Below are 15,862 nucleotides of genomic sequence, written 5' to 3'. Positions count from 1 at the left end.
GCCCATGACCGACCAGACCCCGACCGCCCAGACGCCCGCCGACGAGAACTTCCTGATCGCCGAGCGTCGCGCCAAACTCGCGGCGTTGCGCGGCGAGGGCATCGCGTTCCCCAACGACTTCCGTCGCAACGACTACGCCGGCGACCTGCAGGCGCAATTCGCCGACGTCGAGACGTGGACCGCAGAGGCGCTGGAAGCCAAGGGCCAGCGTGTCGCGATCGCCGGCCGCATCCTGCTCAAGCGCGTGATGGGCAAGGCCAGCTTCGTGCAGATCCAGGACGAGTCCGGACGCATCCAGCTGTTCCTCCAGTCGAACGTGCTCGGCGACACCTACGAGGCCTTCAAGGGCTGGGATGTCGGCGACATCGTCGGCGCTAAAGGCGTGCTCACGCGGACCAAGACCGGCGAGCTGTCGGTGAAGGCCGACGTGCTTCGCCTGCTCACCAAGTCGCTGCGCCCGCTGCCGGACAAGTTCCACGGCCTGGCCGACGTCGAACAGCGTTACCGCCAGCGCTACGTCGACCTGATCGTCTCGCCGGAGGCGCGCGATGTCTTCGTCAAGCGCAGCAAGATCATCCGCGCCATGCGCGCATGGCTGGACGGCCGCCGCTTCCTGGAAGTGGAAACGCCGATGATGCATTACATCCCCGGCGGCGCCGCGGCGAAGCCGTTCGTGACGCACCACAACGCGCTGGACCTCGAGTTGTTCCTGCGCGTGGCGCCGGAGCTGTACCTCAAGCGCCTGGTCGTCGGCGGACTGGAACGCGTCTACGAGATCAACCGCAACTTCCGCAACGAAGGCGTGTCCACGCGCCACAACCCGGAATTCACCATGCTGGAGTTGTACGAGGCCTATGCCACGTACAACGAGATCATGGACCTGACCGAAGGGCTGATCCGCGACGTCGCGCTGCAGGTGCTCGGCACCACGCAGACGCATTGGGACGGCGCCGATATCGACCTGGGCCCGGCGTTCCGCCGCTGGCGCCTGGACGAGGCGGTGCGTCACTACAATCCGGAAATCTCCGCCGCCGACTGCACCGACCGCGCCGCGCTGGTGCGCCATTGCGAACGCCTGAAGGTGCCGGTGAAGGCCGGCTACGGCTGGGGCAAGCTGCTGCTGGAGATCTTCGAGAAAACCGCCGAGCACCAGCTGGTGCAGCCGACCTTCATCACGCATTACCCGGTCGAGGTCTCGCCGCTCGCGCGCGAGAGCGACAACGAGAAGGGCATCACCGATCGCTTCGAGCTGTTCGTCAACGGCAAGGAGCTGGCCAACGGATTCTCCGAACTGAACGACCCCGAGGACCAAGCCGAACGCTTCCGCGCGCAGGTCGAGGCCAAGGAGGGCGGCGACGATGAGGCGATGCACTTCGACGCCGACTACATCCGCGCCCTGGAAGTCGGCCTGCCGCCCACGGGCGGCCTGGGCATCGGCATCGACCGCCTGGTGATGCTGATGACCGGCTCGGCCTCGATCCGCGACGTGCTGCTGTTCCCGTACATGCGGCCGGAAGCCGGCTGACCTGTCGCCCGGTGGAACGCCACCGCCGGCAAAGCCGTCGAACAAACGGATGGCGTCATGCCAGCGAAAGCTGGCACCGGGCCGGCTGCCGATCCGGCTCGTCGTCACATATCCGCCGGGTGGGGACGCACACCGGCTCCGCCCTGCCGTGAAGGTCAGCTAAAGCCCACGCATACGTCAGCCGATTCCCATATCAGGCCAGGGCGGTTTCTGGCTGCGGGCGCCGCCGGCCCGGGGTATGCTCCCTTCATCGGCCACCACAGGGGGTGGCGGCTCTACGGAACCCCGATGTGAACGTCGTCATCGTCGATGACCAAACCTCAGCGCGCACGATGCTGCGCCACATCATCGAGGACATCTCGTCCGAGCTGCATGTGTCCGATTTCGGCGACCCCGAGGCCGCGCTGGGCTGGTGCGAGTCCAACCAGCCCGACCTGCTCCTGCTCGACTACCGCATGCCGGCCCTCGACGGGCTGGAGTTCGCCCGGCGCTTCCGTCGCCTGCCGCTGCATCGGGACATCCCGATCATCCTGGTGACCGTGGTCGGCGATGAGCCGATCCGGCAGGCGGCGCTCGAAGCGGGCGTCATCGACTTCCTCGTCAAGCCGGTGCGACCGCGCGAACTGCGCGCCCGCTGCCGCAACCTGTTGCAGCTGCGACAGCAGTCGGAGAACGTGAAGCAGCGTGCGCTGTCGCTTGAGCAACGCCTGCTCTCGAGCATGCACGAGGTCGAAGAGCGCGAGCGCGAAACGCTTTCGCGATTGGCGCGCGCCATCGAATACCGCGACGCGGGCACCAGCGCGTACCTCGAACGCATGGCGCATATCGCGGGCCTCATCGCCGAGCAGCTCGGCATGTTCGAAGACGAAGTCCGCGTCATCGAAATGGCCGCGCCGCTGCACGACATCGGCAAGATCGCCATTCCCGATGCGGTGCTGATGAAGGCCGGCCCGCTGTCGGAGGACGAGACCGCGGTGATGCGTCGTCACCCGCGCATCGGCTACGAACTGCTCAGCGGCAGCCAGAACCGTTTCATCCAGGCCGGCGCGCTCATCGCGCTGCGCCATCACGAACGCTACGACGGCAGCGGTTATCCCGATGGCCTGCGCGGCGAGGAAATCCCGTTGGAAGCCAGGATCGTCGCGGTTGCCGACGTATTCGACGCGCTGATCTCTCCCCGCCCGTACAAGAAGGCGTGGGACGTGGATGCGGCGCTGGGTTATCTCTATGCGCAGCGCGGTCGATTGTTCGACCCGCGTTGCGTCGACGCGCTGATCCGCAGCCGAGAACGGCTGGAGGACATCTGCAACCGGTTCTCTACGGTGTCAGCGCGCCCCGGCCTGGAGTGAGCCGCGATGTTGAACGTGCTGCGCCATCTGAAAAAGGAACTTTCGCGGCGCCCCGACAGTGAGCATGGCCAGGCGTTCGTGCGCCTGGCGGTGCTGTCCGTGGTGCTGGTGTACATGCTCGTGCGCGGCGCCACCGGCGCACTGCCTTCGAAGGAATACGTCAACGTCCTGAAGATGGTGGAAACCGGCTTCGTCGTCGGCGCCTTCCTGATCGCGTGGATCCTCTGGCGCCCACAGAAGTCGCACCTGCGCCGCATCATCGGGATGATCTCCGACTACGGCCTGATGGCCGCGGCGATGATCCATATCGGCGAGCCGCTCGCGTGGGTGTACGTGATCCTGATGTGGGTCACGATCGGCAACGGCCTGCGCTTCGGCAACGGCTATCTCTACGGTGCCGTGGCGATGTCGTTCGCCAGTTTCGGCGCGGTGGTTTCCTTCAACGAGTACTGGCTGTCCAACCGCGTGCTGGGCGTCGGCCTGCTGCTTGGCCTGGTCGCCATTCCGCTGTATCTCTCCGGCCTGCTGCGCGCACTGACCACCGCGACGGACGAGGCCCGCCGCGCGAACGAGGCCAAGAGCCGTTTCCTGGCGAACATGAGCCACGAGTTCCGCACGCCGCTCAACGGTCTGGCGGGCATGTCCGAGCTGCTCGCGACGACGAAGCTCGACAACGAGCAGCGCGAGTGCCTGAGCACGATCCAGGCGTCCACGCGCAGCCTGTTGTCGCTGGTCGAGGACGTGCTGGACATTTCGGCGATCGAGGCCGGCAAGCTCAAGCTCGATCGTGTCGATTTCACCCCGCGCGAGCTGATGGACGCCATCAGCCTGATCCTGCAGCCACAAGTCCGCGCCAAGCAGCTGCAGTACGAAGTCGTCATCTCGCGAGACGTGCCCGAAGTGCTGCGCGGCGACGTCGGCCACCTGCGCCAGATCCTGATCAACCTCGCCGGCAACGCAGTGAAGTTCACCGACCAGGGCGCCGTGCGTATCGACGTGGGCGTCATCGATACCACCGCCGAACGCGTGCGCCTGCGGTTCGTGGTGACGGACACCGGCATCGGCGTGCCGGCGGCGATGCGCCAGCGCCTGTTCAAGCCGTTCGAGCAGGCCGACGTGAGCCTGGCGCGTCGTTACGGCGGCACGGGCCTGGGCACGACCATCGCCAAGGGACTGGCGGAGGGAATGGGCGGCAGCATCGGCTACGAGCCCGTGGAAGGCGGAGGCAGCCGGTTCTGGGTCGAGCTTCCGTTCGAACGCGCGCAGCTCGCGCCGCAGACAGTGGAAGGCGTCGCGCCCGAGATGGGGCAGGCGGAGACGGCGCCGAACGTCATCGCGTTCTCCGATCCGTTCCTGCGCCATCGCGCCCGCGTGCGCAGCCTGTCGATCATCGTCGCCGACGACCACATCGCCAACCGGATGGTCCTGCAGCGCCTGTTGCAGAAGGCCGGCCATCGCGTGGTCTGCGTCGAGGGCGGCGAAGAGGTGCTCAACGCACTGACGACGTCCGACTACGACGCGGTGATCACCGACCTGCACATGCCGGACGTCAGCGGACTGGATCTGTTACGCCAGCTGCGCGTGATGGAGGCGGGCAGTGGCCGACGCACACCGGTGCTGATCCTCAGCGCCGACGTCACCACCGAGTCGATCCAGGCGTGCGAACAGGCCGGCGCACGCGCCTTCCTCTCCAAGCCGGTGTCCACGACGCGCCTGTTGGACACGCTGGCGGAGATCGCCGCGAACCAGCGGGTTTCCACGACTGTGGTCGCTCCCGCGCGGGATGCCGCCGCATCGACCGACAGTCACTTCGACCCGTCGGTGCTCGACGAGCTGGGTGCGCTGGGCATGGGGGCCGGTTTCGAGCGCGAATTCATCGCGCAGTGCCTGATCGATGCGGAGAAGTGCCTCCAGCAGATCGAGGCCTGTGCGCAGCGGGTCGATTGGGAGCGCACTCGCGATCAGGCGCACGCCCTCAAGGGCGTGGCGAGCAACCTCGGGCTGATCAAGCTGGCCGCCATCAGTGGCGAACTGATGCGCCTTCCGGACTGGCAGCTGGCACGCGACTGGTCGTCCCACGTGGTCCGCCTGCGTGAGCGTCTGGCGCAGGGCAGGGCGGCGCTCGAAGCCCGCGAACGGCAGCGTGCCGCGCGCGGCGAAGGCGAGCGCTCCCCCTGATCCCGGGCCGGAGGTTCGGCCCGTTCGTCCCCGTGGTGCCGATGTCGCGGTTGTTGCGGCTCGCCCGGGCGTACCCGGTCGGCCCGGCCACCGTCAGGCGGCCGCTTCCGTTCCCGAACGGCGCTCCTGCGCGCGCACGATGCGCTCCATCGTCTTCAGCGCGCGGTCGCCCAGCGCCAGCGCGGTGTCGACCCACACCTCGGTGATGCCCATCAGCTCGTCGTAGCCCACCGGCTGGCCGATGCCCCGCACGGCGTTCATCGCCAGGTGTGCATGCGGAGCGCGCTGCTGCCGGCGGATCACGTCGTTGACCGCCGCGTCGCCTTCACCCTTCGGCACGAGGATGTCGACCACGCCCATGCGATGCCATTCCTCGCTCGGCGCGATGGTGCCTTCCAGGATCAGGCGTTCGGCGAGCTGCGGCGACACGCGCTTGCACAGGAACGAGTACGCGCCCATGCCCGGGAACAAACCGAACAGCACTTCCGGCAAGCCCATCTCGGCGCCTTCCTCGGCGACGATGGTGTGGCACGACAGCGCGAGCTCCAGGCCGCCGCCCAGTGCATCGCCCTGCACGAGCGCGATGGTGCGCACGTCGCCGCCCAGGCCCGTGTGGAAGTGGTGCACGCCTTCGACGCAGCGGCGCGCGTAGGCGAGCAGGTGTTCGCGATCGTTCGCGCGGATCAGTTGCGAGAACAGCGCGAGATCGCCGCCCAGGTTGAACGCGTGCGGAGCGGACGACGCGAGCACGACGTGGCGAAGACGACCGCTCTGGCGCTGGTTCTCACGCAGCGTGATCGAGTTGAGGAAGCTCCACATGTCGTCCATGAGTTCCGTGCGGAAGCACGGACGCGCGCCCTGGGTGTGGTCGTTGTGCATGTACATCCAGTGCGTGTCGCCCGCGGGGTCGGATTCGACGCGCAGGGTCGGGTAGGCGCGCGTGCGGTGCAGTTTCTCGATCATGCTCATGTTGCGGTCCTCGGCATCGCCGCCCGCAGGCAGGGTGTGGGCAGCGAGCGGCAAGGGGAGTTTGCCCACCGGGCGATGCTACACCGCGAAATCTGCCCAAAAGAGAAAGCCCCTCCGCGAGGGGAGGGGCTTTCATGAAGCGTCCGACAAACGGGCAGGCAGGGTTCAGTGTGTTGCCGGAGCGTCCCGCAATTCGCGACGCAGGATCTTGCCCACGTTCGTCTTCGGCAGTTCGGTGCGGAACTCGACGTAGCGCGGATGCTTGTAACCGGTGAGGTTCTCGCGCGCGTGCGCCTTGACCTGCTCGGCGGTGAGCGACGGATCCTTCTTGACGATGACGACCTTGACCGCCTCGCCGGACTTGTCGTCCGGCACGCCCACGGCAGCCACTTCGAGCACGCCGGGCATCATCGCGATCACGTCCTCGACCTCGTTCGGGTACACGTTGAAGCCCGAGACCAGGATCATGTCCTTCTTGCGGTCGACGATGTAGAAGAAGCCCTTCTCGTCCATGCGCGCCATGTCGCCGGTGTGCAGCCAGCCGTCGGCATCGATCGCCGCCGCGGTTTCCTCCGGGCGCTTCCAGTAGCCCTTCATGATCTGCGGACCGCGCAGGCACAGCTCGCCCACTTCGCCCTGTGGCATCGCGTTGCCGTTCTCGTCCTTGACGCAGGCGTCCGTGGACGGGATCGGCAGGCCGATGGCGCCGTTGTAGTCGACCAGGTCCATCGGGTTGATGCACGCGGCCGGCGCCGATTCGGTCAAGCCATAGGCTTCCACCAGCGTCGAGCCGGTGACCTGCTTCCAGCGCTCGGCCACCGAACGCTGCACGGCCATGCCGCCGCCGAGCGTCAGGTGCAGGCCGGAGAAATCCACCTCGTCGAAGCCCGGCGTGTTGAGCAGGCCGTTGAACAGCGTGTTGACGCCGGTGATGGCGGTGAACCGCACGCTCTTGAGCTCCTTGACGAAGGCCTTCATGTCGCGCGGGTTGGTGATCATGTGGTTCAGGCCACCGAACTTCATGAAGACCAGTCCGTTCGCCGTCAACGCGAAGATGTGGTACAGCGGCAGCGCGGTGATGATCACCTCTTCGCCCATGCGCACGTTGGTGCCCACCCACGCCGCGGCCTGCTGCATGTTGGCGACCATGTTGCGGTGCGTGAGCATCGCGCCCTTCGCCACGCCCGTGGTGCCGCCGGTGTACTGCAGGAAGGCGATGTCGTTGGGTTCGATGTCGACCGTCGGCAGCGTGTGGCGCTGGCCCAGCGCGAGCGCGTCGCGGAAGCGGATCGCGCCCGGCAGGTCGTACTCGGGCACCATCTTCTTGATGTACTTCAGCACGAAGTTGACGATCGAGCCCTTCGGGAAGCCGAGCATGTCGCCAAGGCCGGTGGTGATCACCTGCTTGACCTGCGTGTCGCCGATCACTTCCTGCACGGTGTGCGCGAAGTTGTCGAGCACGAAGATCACGCTCGCGCCCGAATCCACCAGCTGGTGCCGCAGCTCGCGCGCGGTGTACATCGGATTGGTGTTGACCACCGTCAGGCCCGCACGCAGCACGCCGAAGGTGGCGATCGGATACTGCAGGCAGTTGGGCATCATGATCGCGACGCGATCGCCCTTCTTGAGCTTCAGCTCACCCAGCAGGTACGCGGCGAACTGCGCACTGAGCTGGTCGATTTCGGCGTAGGTGAGGGTCTTGCCGAGATTGGCGAACGCGGGGCGGTCGCGGTAATTCTCGATGGCGCTTTCCAGCACGGCGACGACGGACGGAAACTCGTCCACGTCGATCTGCGCCGGAACCCGCTCGGGGTACTGCGCCAGCCACGGTCGTTCGAAACTCATCGCGATCCCCTCTCCATCGCAGTTGATCAGGCCCGTCGGTCGCATTCCATGGATGCTCCACCGTACGGTTTCGATGGATTGGAGCATGGGGCGAGAGGACTGGCAAGGCGCGGTGCGGCGCGGTTTCGCGCCGGTGGTCCGTGGCAGGATGGGGCGCTCGCGCGATACGAAGGGGAACGATTGGAATGTGGATGGGGAAGGTGTCCGCCCGCCTCGCGATGGCGGTGTGCCTGGCGTTCGTGCTGGCGGCTTGCGGGCGCGGCGCGCGGGAGCAACGGCTGCGCGACACGATGGGGGAATTGCAGTCGGCGATCGAAAGGAAGGACGTTGCGGCGCTTGAGGACGTGCTGGCGGAGGATTTCGTTGGCCCGAACGGGCTCGATCGCACCGGCGCGCGCCGCATGGCGCAGCTGATGTTCCTGCGGCACGGCGCGATCGGCGCGAACGTAGGACCGATCAGCATCGACCTGCAGTCGGGACACGCGACGGCGCGGTTCAACGTCGCGCTGACCGGCAGTTCCGGCCAGCTGTTGCCGGACGCCGCGCGGCTTTACGACGTCACCACCGGTTGGCGTGAGGTCGACGGCGAGTGGCGGATGACCAGCGTGGAGTGGACGGGGCGGTTGTAGTTCGGGGTCTTGCAGGCGATCCGCTTCCGGCACGTCTCGGTTGCCCGTCCTCGCCCCGACCCCTCTCCCGACGGGAGAGGGGCTCGTTGGAAGACCGCCAGGCTGTGATTACAGCGACTTGCGCGCCGCCAACTGGCGCAGCACGTAATGCAGGATGCCGCCGTGGCGGAAGTACTCGACTTCCTTCGGCGTCAGCAGCATCACCTTCACTTCGAACGATACCGTGCTGCCGTCCTTGCGCGTGGCGGTGACCGTGGCGCGCTTGGATGCGCCGTCCGCAAGGCCGGTGACGCTGAAGGTTTCCGAGCCGTCCAGCCCCAGCGACTGCACGCTGTCGCCTTCCTTGAACAGCAGCGGCAGCACGCCCATGCCGACCAGGTTGGAGCGGTGGATGCGCTCGAAGCTCTCGGCGATCACCGCCTTCACGCCCAGCAGGTTGGTGCCCTTGGCCGCCCAGTCGCGCGAGGAACCGGTGCCGTACTCCTTGCCGGCCAGCACCACCAGCGGCACGCCGTCGGCCTTGTACTTCATCGCGGCATCGTAGATCGACAGCTTTTCCGGCGCCGCGCCATCCTGGCCGAAGTACAGCGTGTTGCCGCCTTCCTCTCCGCCGAACATCAGGTTCTTGATGCGGATGTTGGCGAAGGTGCCGCGCACCATCACGTCGTCGTTGCCGCGGCGGCTGCCGTAACTGTTGAAGTCCGCGGGCTGCACGCCGCGTTCGATCAGGAACCGTCCGGCCGGCGAATCCTTCTTGATGTTGCCCGCCGGCGAGATGTGGTCGGTGGTGATCGAATCGCCGAACAGGCCCAGCACGCGTGCGCCGTGGATGTCGTCGATCGTGCCGACCTGCATGCTCATGCCCTCGAAGTAGGGCGGATTCTTGATGTAGGTCGATGCCTCGTCCCACGCGAACGACTCGCCTTCCGGCGAGGCGATCGTGTTCCAGCGCGTGTCGCCCTTGAACACGTCGGCGTAGTTCTGCGCGAACAGCTCCGGCCCGACGGTCGCGGCGATGACGTCGCCGATCTCCTTGTTGCTCGGCCAGATGTCGCGCAGGAAAACGTCCTGCCCATCGGCGCCCTTGCCGAGTGGTTCGCGGCTGAGGTCGATGTCGACCGTACCGGCAATCGCGTACGCCACCACCAGCGGCGGCGAGGCGAGGTAGTTCATCTTCACTTCGGGATGCACGCGGCCTTCGAAGTTGCGGTTGCCCGACAGCACGGAGGCGACGACGAGGTCACCCGCCGCGATGCCGGCACTGACTTCCGTCGGCAGCGGGCCGGAGTTGCCGATGCACGTGGTGCAGCCGTAACCGACGACGTAGAAGCCAAGCTTCTCCAGGTCGTCCAGCACGCCGGCCTTGCGCAGGTAATCGGTGACCACGAGCGAACCCGGCCCGAGCGAGGTCTTCACCCACGGCTTCGCCTTCAGCCCGAGCTTGGCCGCGTTGCGCGCGAGCAGGCCCGCGCCGAGCATCACCGCCGGGTTGGACGTGTTGGTGCACGAGGTGATCGCCGCGATCACCACCGCGCCGTCCTTCAGGCGCACGTTCTCGTCCTTGATGCGGATGTCGGCCATGCCCTTGTGCAGCGATTCGTTGCCGACCGCCGCGCCGCCGCCTTCGGCGACGAAGTTGGAGACGTCGTTGGACCGCTTGTCGCGACCAGCCGTCAGCGGGCCGAGGTTGTCGCGGTAATTCTGCTTCACGTCGACCAGCAGCACGCGATCCTGCGGGCGCTTCGGCCCGGCAAGCGAGGGCTTCACGTCGCCCAGGTCGAGTTCGAGCGTCGTCGAATACGCCGCTTCCGGCGCGCCCGGCTCGTGCCACAGGCCCTGCGCCTTCGCATACGCCTCGACGAGCGCGATGTGCGCGTCGCTGCGGCCGGACAGGCGCAGGTAATTCAGCGATTCGGCATCGATCGGGAAGATGCCGCAGGTCGCGCCGTACTCGGGCGCCATGTTGGCGATCGTCGCGCGGTCGGCCAGCGGCAGGTGCTGCAGGCCGTCGCCGAAGAATTCGACGAACTTGCCCACCACGCCCAGCTTGCGCAGCATCTGCGTGACGGTGAGCACCAGGTCCGTCGCGGTCGTGCCTTCGGGCAGCGCGCCGGTGAGCTTGAAGCCCACCACCTGCGGGATCAGCATCGAGGACGGCTGGCCCAGCATCGCGGCCTCGGCCTCGATGCCGCCGACGCCCCAGCCCAGCACGCCGATGCCGTTGATCATCGTGGTATGGCTGTCGGTGCCGAAAACGGTGTCCGGGAAGGCGAGCTGCTCGCCGTCGACGTCGCGCTCGACGACCACGCGCGCCAGGTTCTCCAGGTTCACCTGGTGGACGATGCCGGTGTTCGGCGGCACGACCTTGAAGTTGTCGAACGCCTTCTGGCCCCAGCGCAGGAAGCTGTAGCGCTCCATGTTGCGCTGGAATTCGATCTTGCCGTTGAGATCCAGCGCGTCTGGCGTGCCGAACACATCCACCTGCACCGAATGGTCGATGACCAGTTCGGACGGGATCAGCGGGTTGATCTGCGATGGGTTGCCGCCGAGCTTCGTCACCGCATCGCGCATCGCGGCCAGGTCGACCACGCACGGCACGCCGGTGAAGTCCTGCAGCACCACGCGCGCGGGCATGAAGGCGATCTCGGTGTCGGGCTCGGCCTTGCAGTCCCACTTGGCCACCGCCTCGATGTGCTCCGGCCCGACCGTCGCGCCGCCGTCTTCATGGCGCAACAGGTTCTCCAGCAGGATCTTCATGGAATAGGGCAGGCGGCCGATATCGAACCGTTCGCCCAGGGCCGGCAGGCTGAAATACGTGAGCGAGCGGCCACCGACGGACAACTGGCGGCGGGTCGAGAAGGAGTCTTGGGACACGGGGGCCTCCTGGCGGCTGGGCTGAATGGCGAGTCTGGCTCGGAGAGACGGATCAGGAATCCGGTCGATTATCCGCGGCCGGCGTTAAGTCGCCGACCGGACGATGGTCTTAGACCCTGAACAGGGACACCATTGTGCCGCTTGCCACGCCATGCGCAATTGAGTATGGGCGGGAAGGTATGTATCATTCATGCATACCGAATCCGCAGGCCGAGGAGGTCCGCCATGGAAGCCATCGTTGCCGAACGCGGCCAGATCACGCTCCCGAAAGCCGTCCGCGACGCGCTGGGGCTGACCAAGGGCACCCACCTGAAGGTGGAGCTGGAAGGCGGTCGCATCATCCTGCGCAAGAACGTCGACGACGCCATCTCGCGCGCTCGCGGCCGCTTCAAGCTGCCCGAAGGCGTGACGACCGATGACGTCATGCGCGAGCTGCGTGGACGCGCCCCGGGCGATCCGGTGGACGTCTGAGACGATGACCACGCCGAACACCATCGCCATCGACACCTCGGTGCTGATCGACCTGCTCGGCGAGGACGCCGGCATGGCCGACGCCGCCGAGCAGTGCGTTCGCGACGCGCTGGCGCAAGGGCCGGTGGTGCTGTGCGACGTGGTGGTCAGCGAGATCACCGCGGGCCTTGGCCACGGCACCGACATCATGGACGTGGTCGAGGAAATGGGGATGCGTTACCTGCCGGTGGAGCGCCGTTCGGCGATCCGCGCCGGCGAGATGCAGCGCCGCTTCAACCAGCGCCGCCGCGCGGCCGGGCAGGGCGGCCAGACCTCCCCGCGCACCGTGCCGGATTTCATCGTCGGGGCCCATGCGCTGCTGCAGTGCGCGGGCCTCATCACCCGGGATGCCGGGTTTTTCCGCGACTACTTCAAGGGCCTGAAGATCATCGTGCCCAAGACGATCGCCTGAGTGCAGCACGTCAAAACGCCTGAGTTTTTCCTGGAGAAAACCATGTTGGAAGCCTATCGCCACCACGTTGCCGAGCGCGCCGCGCTGGGCATCCCGCCGCTGCCGCTCACCGCGCAGCAGACCGCCGACGTCATCGAACTGCTGAAGGCGCCGCCGGCCGGCGAGGAAAGCTTCCTGCTCGACCTCATCACCCACCGCGTCCCGGCGGGCGTCGACGATGCCGCCAAGGTGAAGGCGTCCTACCTCGCCGCCGTTGCCTTCGGCACCGAGAAGAACGCGCTGATCTCCCGCGCGCGCGCCACCGAACTGCTCGGCACGATGCTCGGCGGCTACAACATCCATCCGCTGGTGGAGTTGCTGGACGACGCGGAAGTCGGCACCGTCGCCGCGACTGCGCTCAAGCACACGCTGCTGATGTTCGACGCCTTCCACGACGTGCAGGAAAAGGCGGAGAAGGGCAACGAGAACGCCAGGTCCGTGCTGCAGAGCTGGGCCGATGCCGAGTGGTTCACCAGCCGCCCGGAAGTCCCGCAGTCCATGACCATCACCGTGTTCAAGGTGACGGGCGAAACCAATACCGACGACCTGTCGCCCGCGCCCGACGCCACCACGCGCCCGGACATCCCGCTGCATGCGCTGGCGATGTTGAAGAACAAGCGCGACGGCATCGAGCCGGAAGAAGACGGTAAGCGCGGCCCGGTCGCCTTCATCGAATCGCTCAAGGCCAAGGGCCACCTGGTCGCATACGTCGGCGACGTCGTCGGCACCGGTTCCAGCCGCAAGTCCGCCACCAACTCGGTGCTGTGGTTCACCGGCGAGGACATCCCGTACATCCCGAACAAGCGGTTCGGCGGCGTGTGCCTGGGCTCGAAGATCGCGCCGATCTTCTACAACACGATGGAAGACGCCGGCGCCTTGCCGATCGAACTCGACGTGTCGCAGATGAACATGGGCGACGTGGTCGAACTGCGTCCGTACGAAGGCCGTGCATTGAAGAACGGCGAAGTGATCGCCGAGTTCTCGGTGAAGTCCGACGTGCTGTTCGACGAAGTCCGCGCCGGCGGCCGCATCCCGCTGATCGTCGGCCGCGGCCTCACCGCCAAGGCGCGTGAAGCGCTGGGCCTCGCCCCGTCGACGCTGTTCCGCCTGCCGCAGAATCCGGCCGACACCGGCAAGGGCTACTCGCTGGCGCAGAAGATGGTCGGTCGCGCGTGCGGCCTGCCCGAAGGTAAGGGTATCCGCCCCGGCACGTACTGCGAGCCGAAGATGACGTCGGTGGGTTCGCAGGACACCACCGGCCCGATGACCCGCGACGAGCTGAAGGACCTGGCATGCCTGGGCTTCTCGGCCGACCTGGTCATGCAGTCGTTCTGCCACACCGCCGCGTACCCGAAGCCGGTGGACGTGAAGACGCACCACGAGCTGCCGGCCTTCATCAGCAACCGTGGCGGCATCGCGCTGCGCCCGGGCGACGGCGTGATCCACAGCTGGCTCAACCGCATGCTGCTGCCGGACACCGTCGGCACCGGCGGCGACTCGCACACGCGCTTCCCGGTGGGCATCTCGTTCCCGGCGGGCTCGGGCCTGGTCGCCTTTGCGGCGGCCACCGGCGTCATGCCGCTGGACATGCCCGAATCGGTGCTGGTGCGCTTCAAGGGTGAGATGCAGCCGGGCGTCACGCTGCGCGACCTCGTCAACGCGATCCCGCTCGCCGCGATCAAGCAGGGCCTGCTGACGGTGGCGAAGCAGGGCAAGAAGAACATCTTCTCCGGCCGCATCCTCGAGATCGAAGGCCTGCCGCACCTGAAGGTCGAACAGGCGTTCGAGCTGTCCGACGCCTCTGCCGAGCGCTCCGCCGCCGGCTGCACGGTCAAGCTCGACAAGGAGCCGATCGTCGAATACCTCACCAGCAACATCACGCTGCTGAAGTGGATGATCGCCGAGGGTTACGCCGACCCGCGCTCGCTCGCGCGCCGCATCAAGGCGATGGAAGCATGGCTCGCCAACCCGCAACTGCTGGAAGGCGACGCCGATGCCGAGTACGCCGCGGTCATCGAGATCGACCTGAACCAGATCGTCGAGCCGATCCTCGCCTGCCCGAACGACCCGGACGACGTGAAGACGCTGTCCGACGTCGCCGGCGCGAAGATCGACGAGGTGTTCATCGGTTCGTGCATGACCAACATCGGCCACTTCCGCGCCGCCGCGAAGCTGCTGGAAGGCAAGCGCGACATCCCGACCCGCCTGTGGGTCGCGCCGCCGACCAAGATGGACGCGTCCGAGCTGACCAAGGAAGGCCACTACGGCACCTTCGGTACCGCTGGCGCGCGCATGGAAATGCCCGGCTGCTCGCTGTGCATGGGCAACCAGGCGCAGGCGCGCGAGGGCGCGACGGTGTTCTCCACCTCGACCCGCAACTTCCCGAACCGCCTGGGCCGCAACACCAACGTGTACCTGGGTTCGGCGGAACTGGCGGCGATCTGCTCGCGCCTGGGCCGCATCCCGACCCGCGAGGAATACATGGCCGACATCGGCGTGATCAACGCCAAGGGCGCAGAGATCTACCGCTACATGAACTTCGACCAGATCGAAGACTACCGCCAGGTGGCGGAGACGGTCGCGGCCTGATCGGCGCTGTCGTCACGGGTTAAATGAAAACCCCGGCTCCGGCCGGGGTTTTTGTTTGGGCGGCGCTTGAGCCTTGGCCTGATGGTGCCCGTGCTTGGTGTTGAACGTTCGCTGGTGCGCTTGCGCGCCGCAATCCTTTCCTCTCGTCCCGGCAATCGTCACCGTCATCCCGGCGAAGGCCCGGACTCAGTCCGACAACGCCCGGGCACTCCCGACCAAGTCGAACCACCTCGCCGTCATCCCGGCGAAGGCCGGGACCCAAGCCGACAACGCCCGGGCACTCCTGACCAAGTCGAACCACCTCACCGTCATCCCGAAGGCCGGGACCCAGGCCGACAACGCCTGGGCACCCCCAACCAAGTCGAACCACCTGACCGTCATCCCGGCGAACGCCGGGACCCAGGCCGACAACGTCTGGGCACTCCCGACCAAGTCGAACCACCTCACCGTCATCCCGGCGAAGGCCGGGACCCAGCCGACAACGCCTGGGCACTCCGACCCAGTCGAACCACCTCACCGTCATTCCAGCGAACGCTGGAACCCATTTTGACGTTGGCTTTGAGGCGCATCGCCAGAACGAAGAGCAAGCGGGATTCCAGCTTTGGCTGGAATGGGGGAAGCCGTTCGCAGAAGCGGGGCGTGCCCGAGCGCAAACAGCCTGGGTCCCGGCCTTCGCCGGGATGACGGCCACGGAGTCGAACGTATCGCGAAGCACGACGAGGGCGCCAAGGGAAGGCTGCACGCATGAACGCAGCGCCGGCCGAAGAAGACAGCGCGCACCGAACGCAGCCCACCAATTGCGCCCTCCATCGCAATCCTCGAACAAACCGCGACTTCTGGCCGCCCGCGCCGATCCACTGCGTGACAACAGTCAAGGACTTGCGTCCTGTGCCGCTATCTCATAGGCGGCACGCAGGGGGATGCGACATGAAGACGGACAAGC

11 protein-coding genes are annotated in these 15,862 nt (G+C 66.8%); 8 read left to right on the top strand and 3 right to left on the bottom strand.

The window, feature by feature from the left end; genetic code table 11:
* Positions 1 to 4 precede the first annotated feature (4 nt).
* From lysS to LA521A_RS10305, 3 genes are all read left to right on the top strand, one after another.
* Positions 5 to 1,525 (top strand): lysine--tRNA ligase, encoded by a 1,521-nt coding sequence (lysS, locus tag LA521A_RS10315; RefSeq protein WP_281778824.1) that lies wholly within the window; start codon positions 5 to 7, stop codon positions 1,523 to 1,525.
* Between the two features lie 332 nt (positions 1,526 to 1,857).
* Positions 1,858 to 2,874 carry a response regulator gene (locus tag LA521A_RS10310; RefSeq protein WP_232338601.1) on the top strand — a complete coding sequence of 339 codons (1,017 nt, stop codon included), beginning with the start codon at positions 1,858 to 1,860 and terminating at the stop codon, positions 2,872 to 2,874.
* A 6-nt stretch (positions 2,875 to 2,880) separates the two neighbouring features.
* The gene (locus tag LA521A_RS10305) at positions 2,881 to 5,052 is read left to right on the top strand and encodes an ATP-binding protein (RefSeq protein WP_281778823.1); all 2,172 of its coding nucleotides are present in this window, start codon (positions 2,881 to 2,883) and stop codon (positions 5,050 to 5,052) included.
* A 93-nt stretch (positions 5,053 to 5,145) separates the two neighbouring features.
* Here the strand turns inward: LA521A_RS10305 and LA521A_RS10300 are convergent, their stop codons facing one another.
* Both LA521A_RS10300 and LA521A_RS10295 read right to left on the bottom strand, forming a co-directional pair.
* Positions 5,146 to 6,021 (bottom strand): crotonase/enoyl-CoA hydratase family protein, encoded by an 876-nt coding sequence (locus tag LA521A_RS10300; RefSeq protein WP_281782073.1) that lies wholly within the window; start codon positions 6,019 to 6,021, stop codon positions 5,146 to 5,148.
* Between the two features lie 165 nt (positions 6,022 to 6,186).
* Complete coding sequence (locus LA521A_RS10295; protein WP_281778822.1) at positions 6,187 to 7,866, bottom strand: long-chain fatty acid--CoA ligase; 1,680 nt, start codon at positions 7,864 to 7,866, stop codon at positions 6,187 to 6,189.
* 200 nt (positions 7,867 to 8,066) lie between these two features.
* On the opposite strand from LA521A_RS10295, the gene LA521A_RS10290 reads away from it, so the two are divergent.
* Positions 8,067 to 8,495 (top strand): DUF4440 domain-containing protein, encoded by a 429-nt coding sequence (locus tag LA521A_RS10290; protein ID WP_281778821.1) that lies wholly within the window; start codon positions 8,067 to 8,069, stop codon positions 8,493 to 8,495.
* A 108-nt stretch (positions 8,496 to 8,603) separates the two neighbouring features.
* Here LA521A_RS10290 and acnA read toward each other — a convergent pair whose 3' ends face one another.
* Complete coding sequence (acnA, locus tag LA521A_RS10285; RefSeq protein ID WP_281778820.1) at positions 8,604 to 11,369, bottom strand: aconitate hydratase AcnA; 2,766 nt, start codon at positions 11,367 to 11,369, stop codon at positions 8,604 to 8,606.
* Between the two features lie 225 nt (positions 11,370 to 11,594).
* On the opposite strand from acnA, the gene LA521A_RS10280 reads away from it, so the two are divergent.
* The 4 genes from LA521A_RS10280 to LA521A_RS10265 all read left to right on the top strand — a co-directional run bounded on the left by LA521A_RS10280 (position 11,595) and on the right by LA521A_RS10265 (position 15,469).
* Positions 11,595 to 11,840, top strand: a complete 246-nt coding sequence (locus tag LA521A_RS10280) for an AbrB/MazE/SpoVT family DNA-binding domain-containing protein (RefSeq protein ID WP_115841523.1) — start codon at positions 11,595 to 11,597, stop codon at positions 11,838 to 11,840.
* A 4-nt stretch (positions 11,841 to 11,844) separates the two neighbouring features.
* Complete coding sequence (locus tag LA521A_RS10275) at positions 11,845 to 12,291, top strand: type II toxin-antitoxin system VapC family toxin (RefSeq protein ID WP_281778819.1); 447 nt, start codon at positions 11,845 to 11,847, stop codon at positions 12,289 to 12,291.
* A 42-nt stretch (positions 12,292 to 12,333) separates the two neighbouring features.
* Positions 12,334 to 14,919, top strand: coding sequence for a bifunctional aconitate hydratase 2/2-methylisocitrate dehydratase (gene acnB / locus LA521A_RS10270; protein ID WP_281778818.1), 2,586 nt, complete (start codon positions 12,334 to 12,336; stop codon positions 14,917 to 14,919).
* A 94-nt stretch (positions 14,920 to 15,013) separates the two neighbouring features.
* Entirely contained in the window at positions 15,014 to 15,469 is a 456-nt protein-coding gene (locus LA521A_RS10265; protein ID WP_281778817.1) for a hypothetical protein, read from the top strand.
* The last annotated feature ends 393 nt before the right edge of the window (positions 15,470 to 15,862 follow it).

It is taken from the genome of Lysobacter auxotrophicus (assembly GCF_027924565.1).
GTDB lineage: Bacteria > Pseudomonadota > Gammaproteobacteria > Xanthomonadales > Xanthomonadaceae > Lysobacter_J > Lysobacter_J auxotrophicus.
The sequence above is the reverse complement of the archived record's forward strand: the minus strand, read 5'-3'. Positions and strand labels throughout refer to the sequence as shown.

Coding starts and splice junctions, on each gene's coding strand:
- lysS (WP_281778824.1), top strand. CDS start 5: ATGACCGACCAGACCCCGACCGCCCAGACGCCCGCCGACGAGAACTTC.
- LA521A_RS10310 (WP_232338601.1), top strand. CDS start 1,858: ATGCTGCGCCACATCATCGAGGACATCTCGTCCGAGCTGCATGTGTCC.
- LA521A_RS10305 (WP_281778823.1), top strand. CDS start 2,881: ATGTTGAACGTGCTGCGCCATCTGAAAAAGGAACTTTCGCGGCGCCCC.
- LA521A_RS10300 (WP_281782073.1), bottom strand. CDS start 6,021: ATGAGCATGATCGAGAAACTGCACCGCACGCGCGCCTACCCGACCCTG.
- LA521A_RS10295 (WP_281778822.1), bottom strand. CDS start 7,866: ATGAGTTTCGAACGACCGTGGCTGGCGCAGTACCCCGAGCGGGTTCCG.
- LA521A_RS10280 (WP_115841523.1), top strand. CDS start 11,595: ATGGAAGCCATCGTTGCCGAACGCGGCCAGATCACGCTCCCGAAAGCC.
- LA521A_RS10275 (WP_281778819.1), top strand. CDS start 11,845: ATGACCACGCCGAACACCATCGCCATCGACACCTCGGTGCTGATCGAC.
- acnB (WP_281778818.1), top strand. CDS start 12,334: ATGTTGGAAGCCTATCGCCACCACGTTGCCGAGCGCGCCGCGCTGGGC.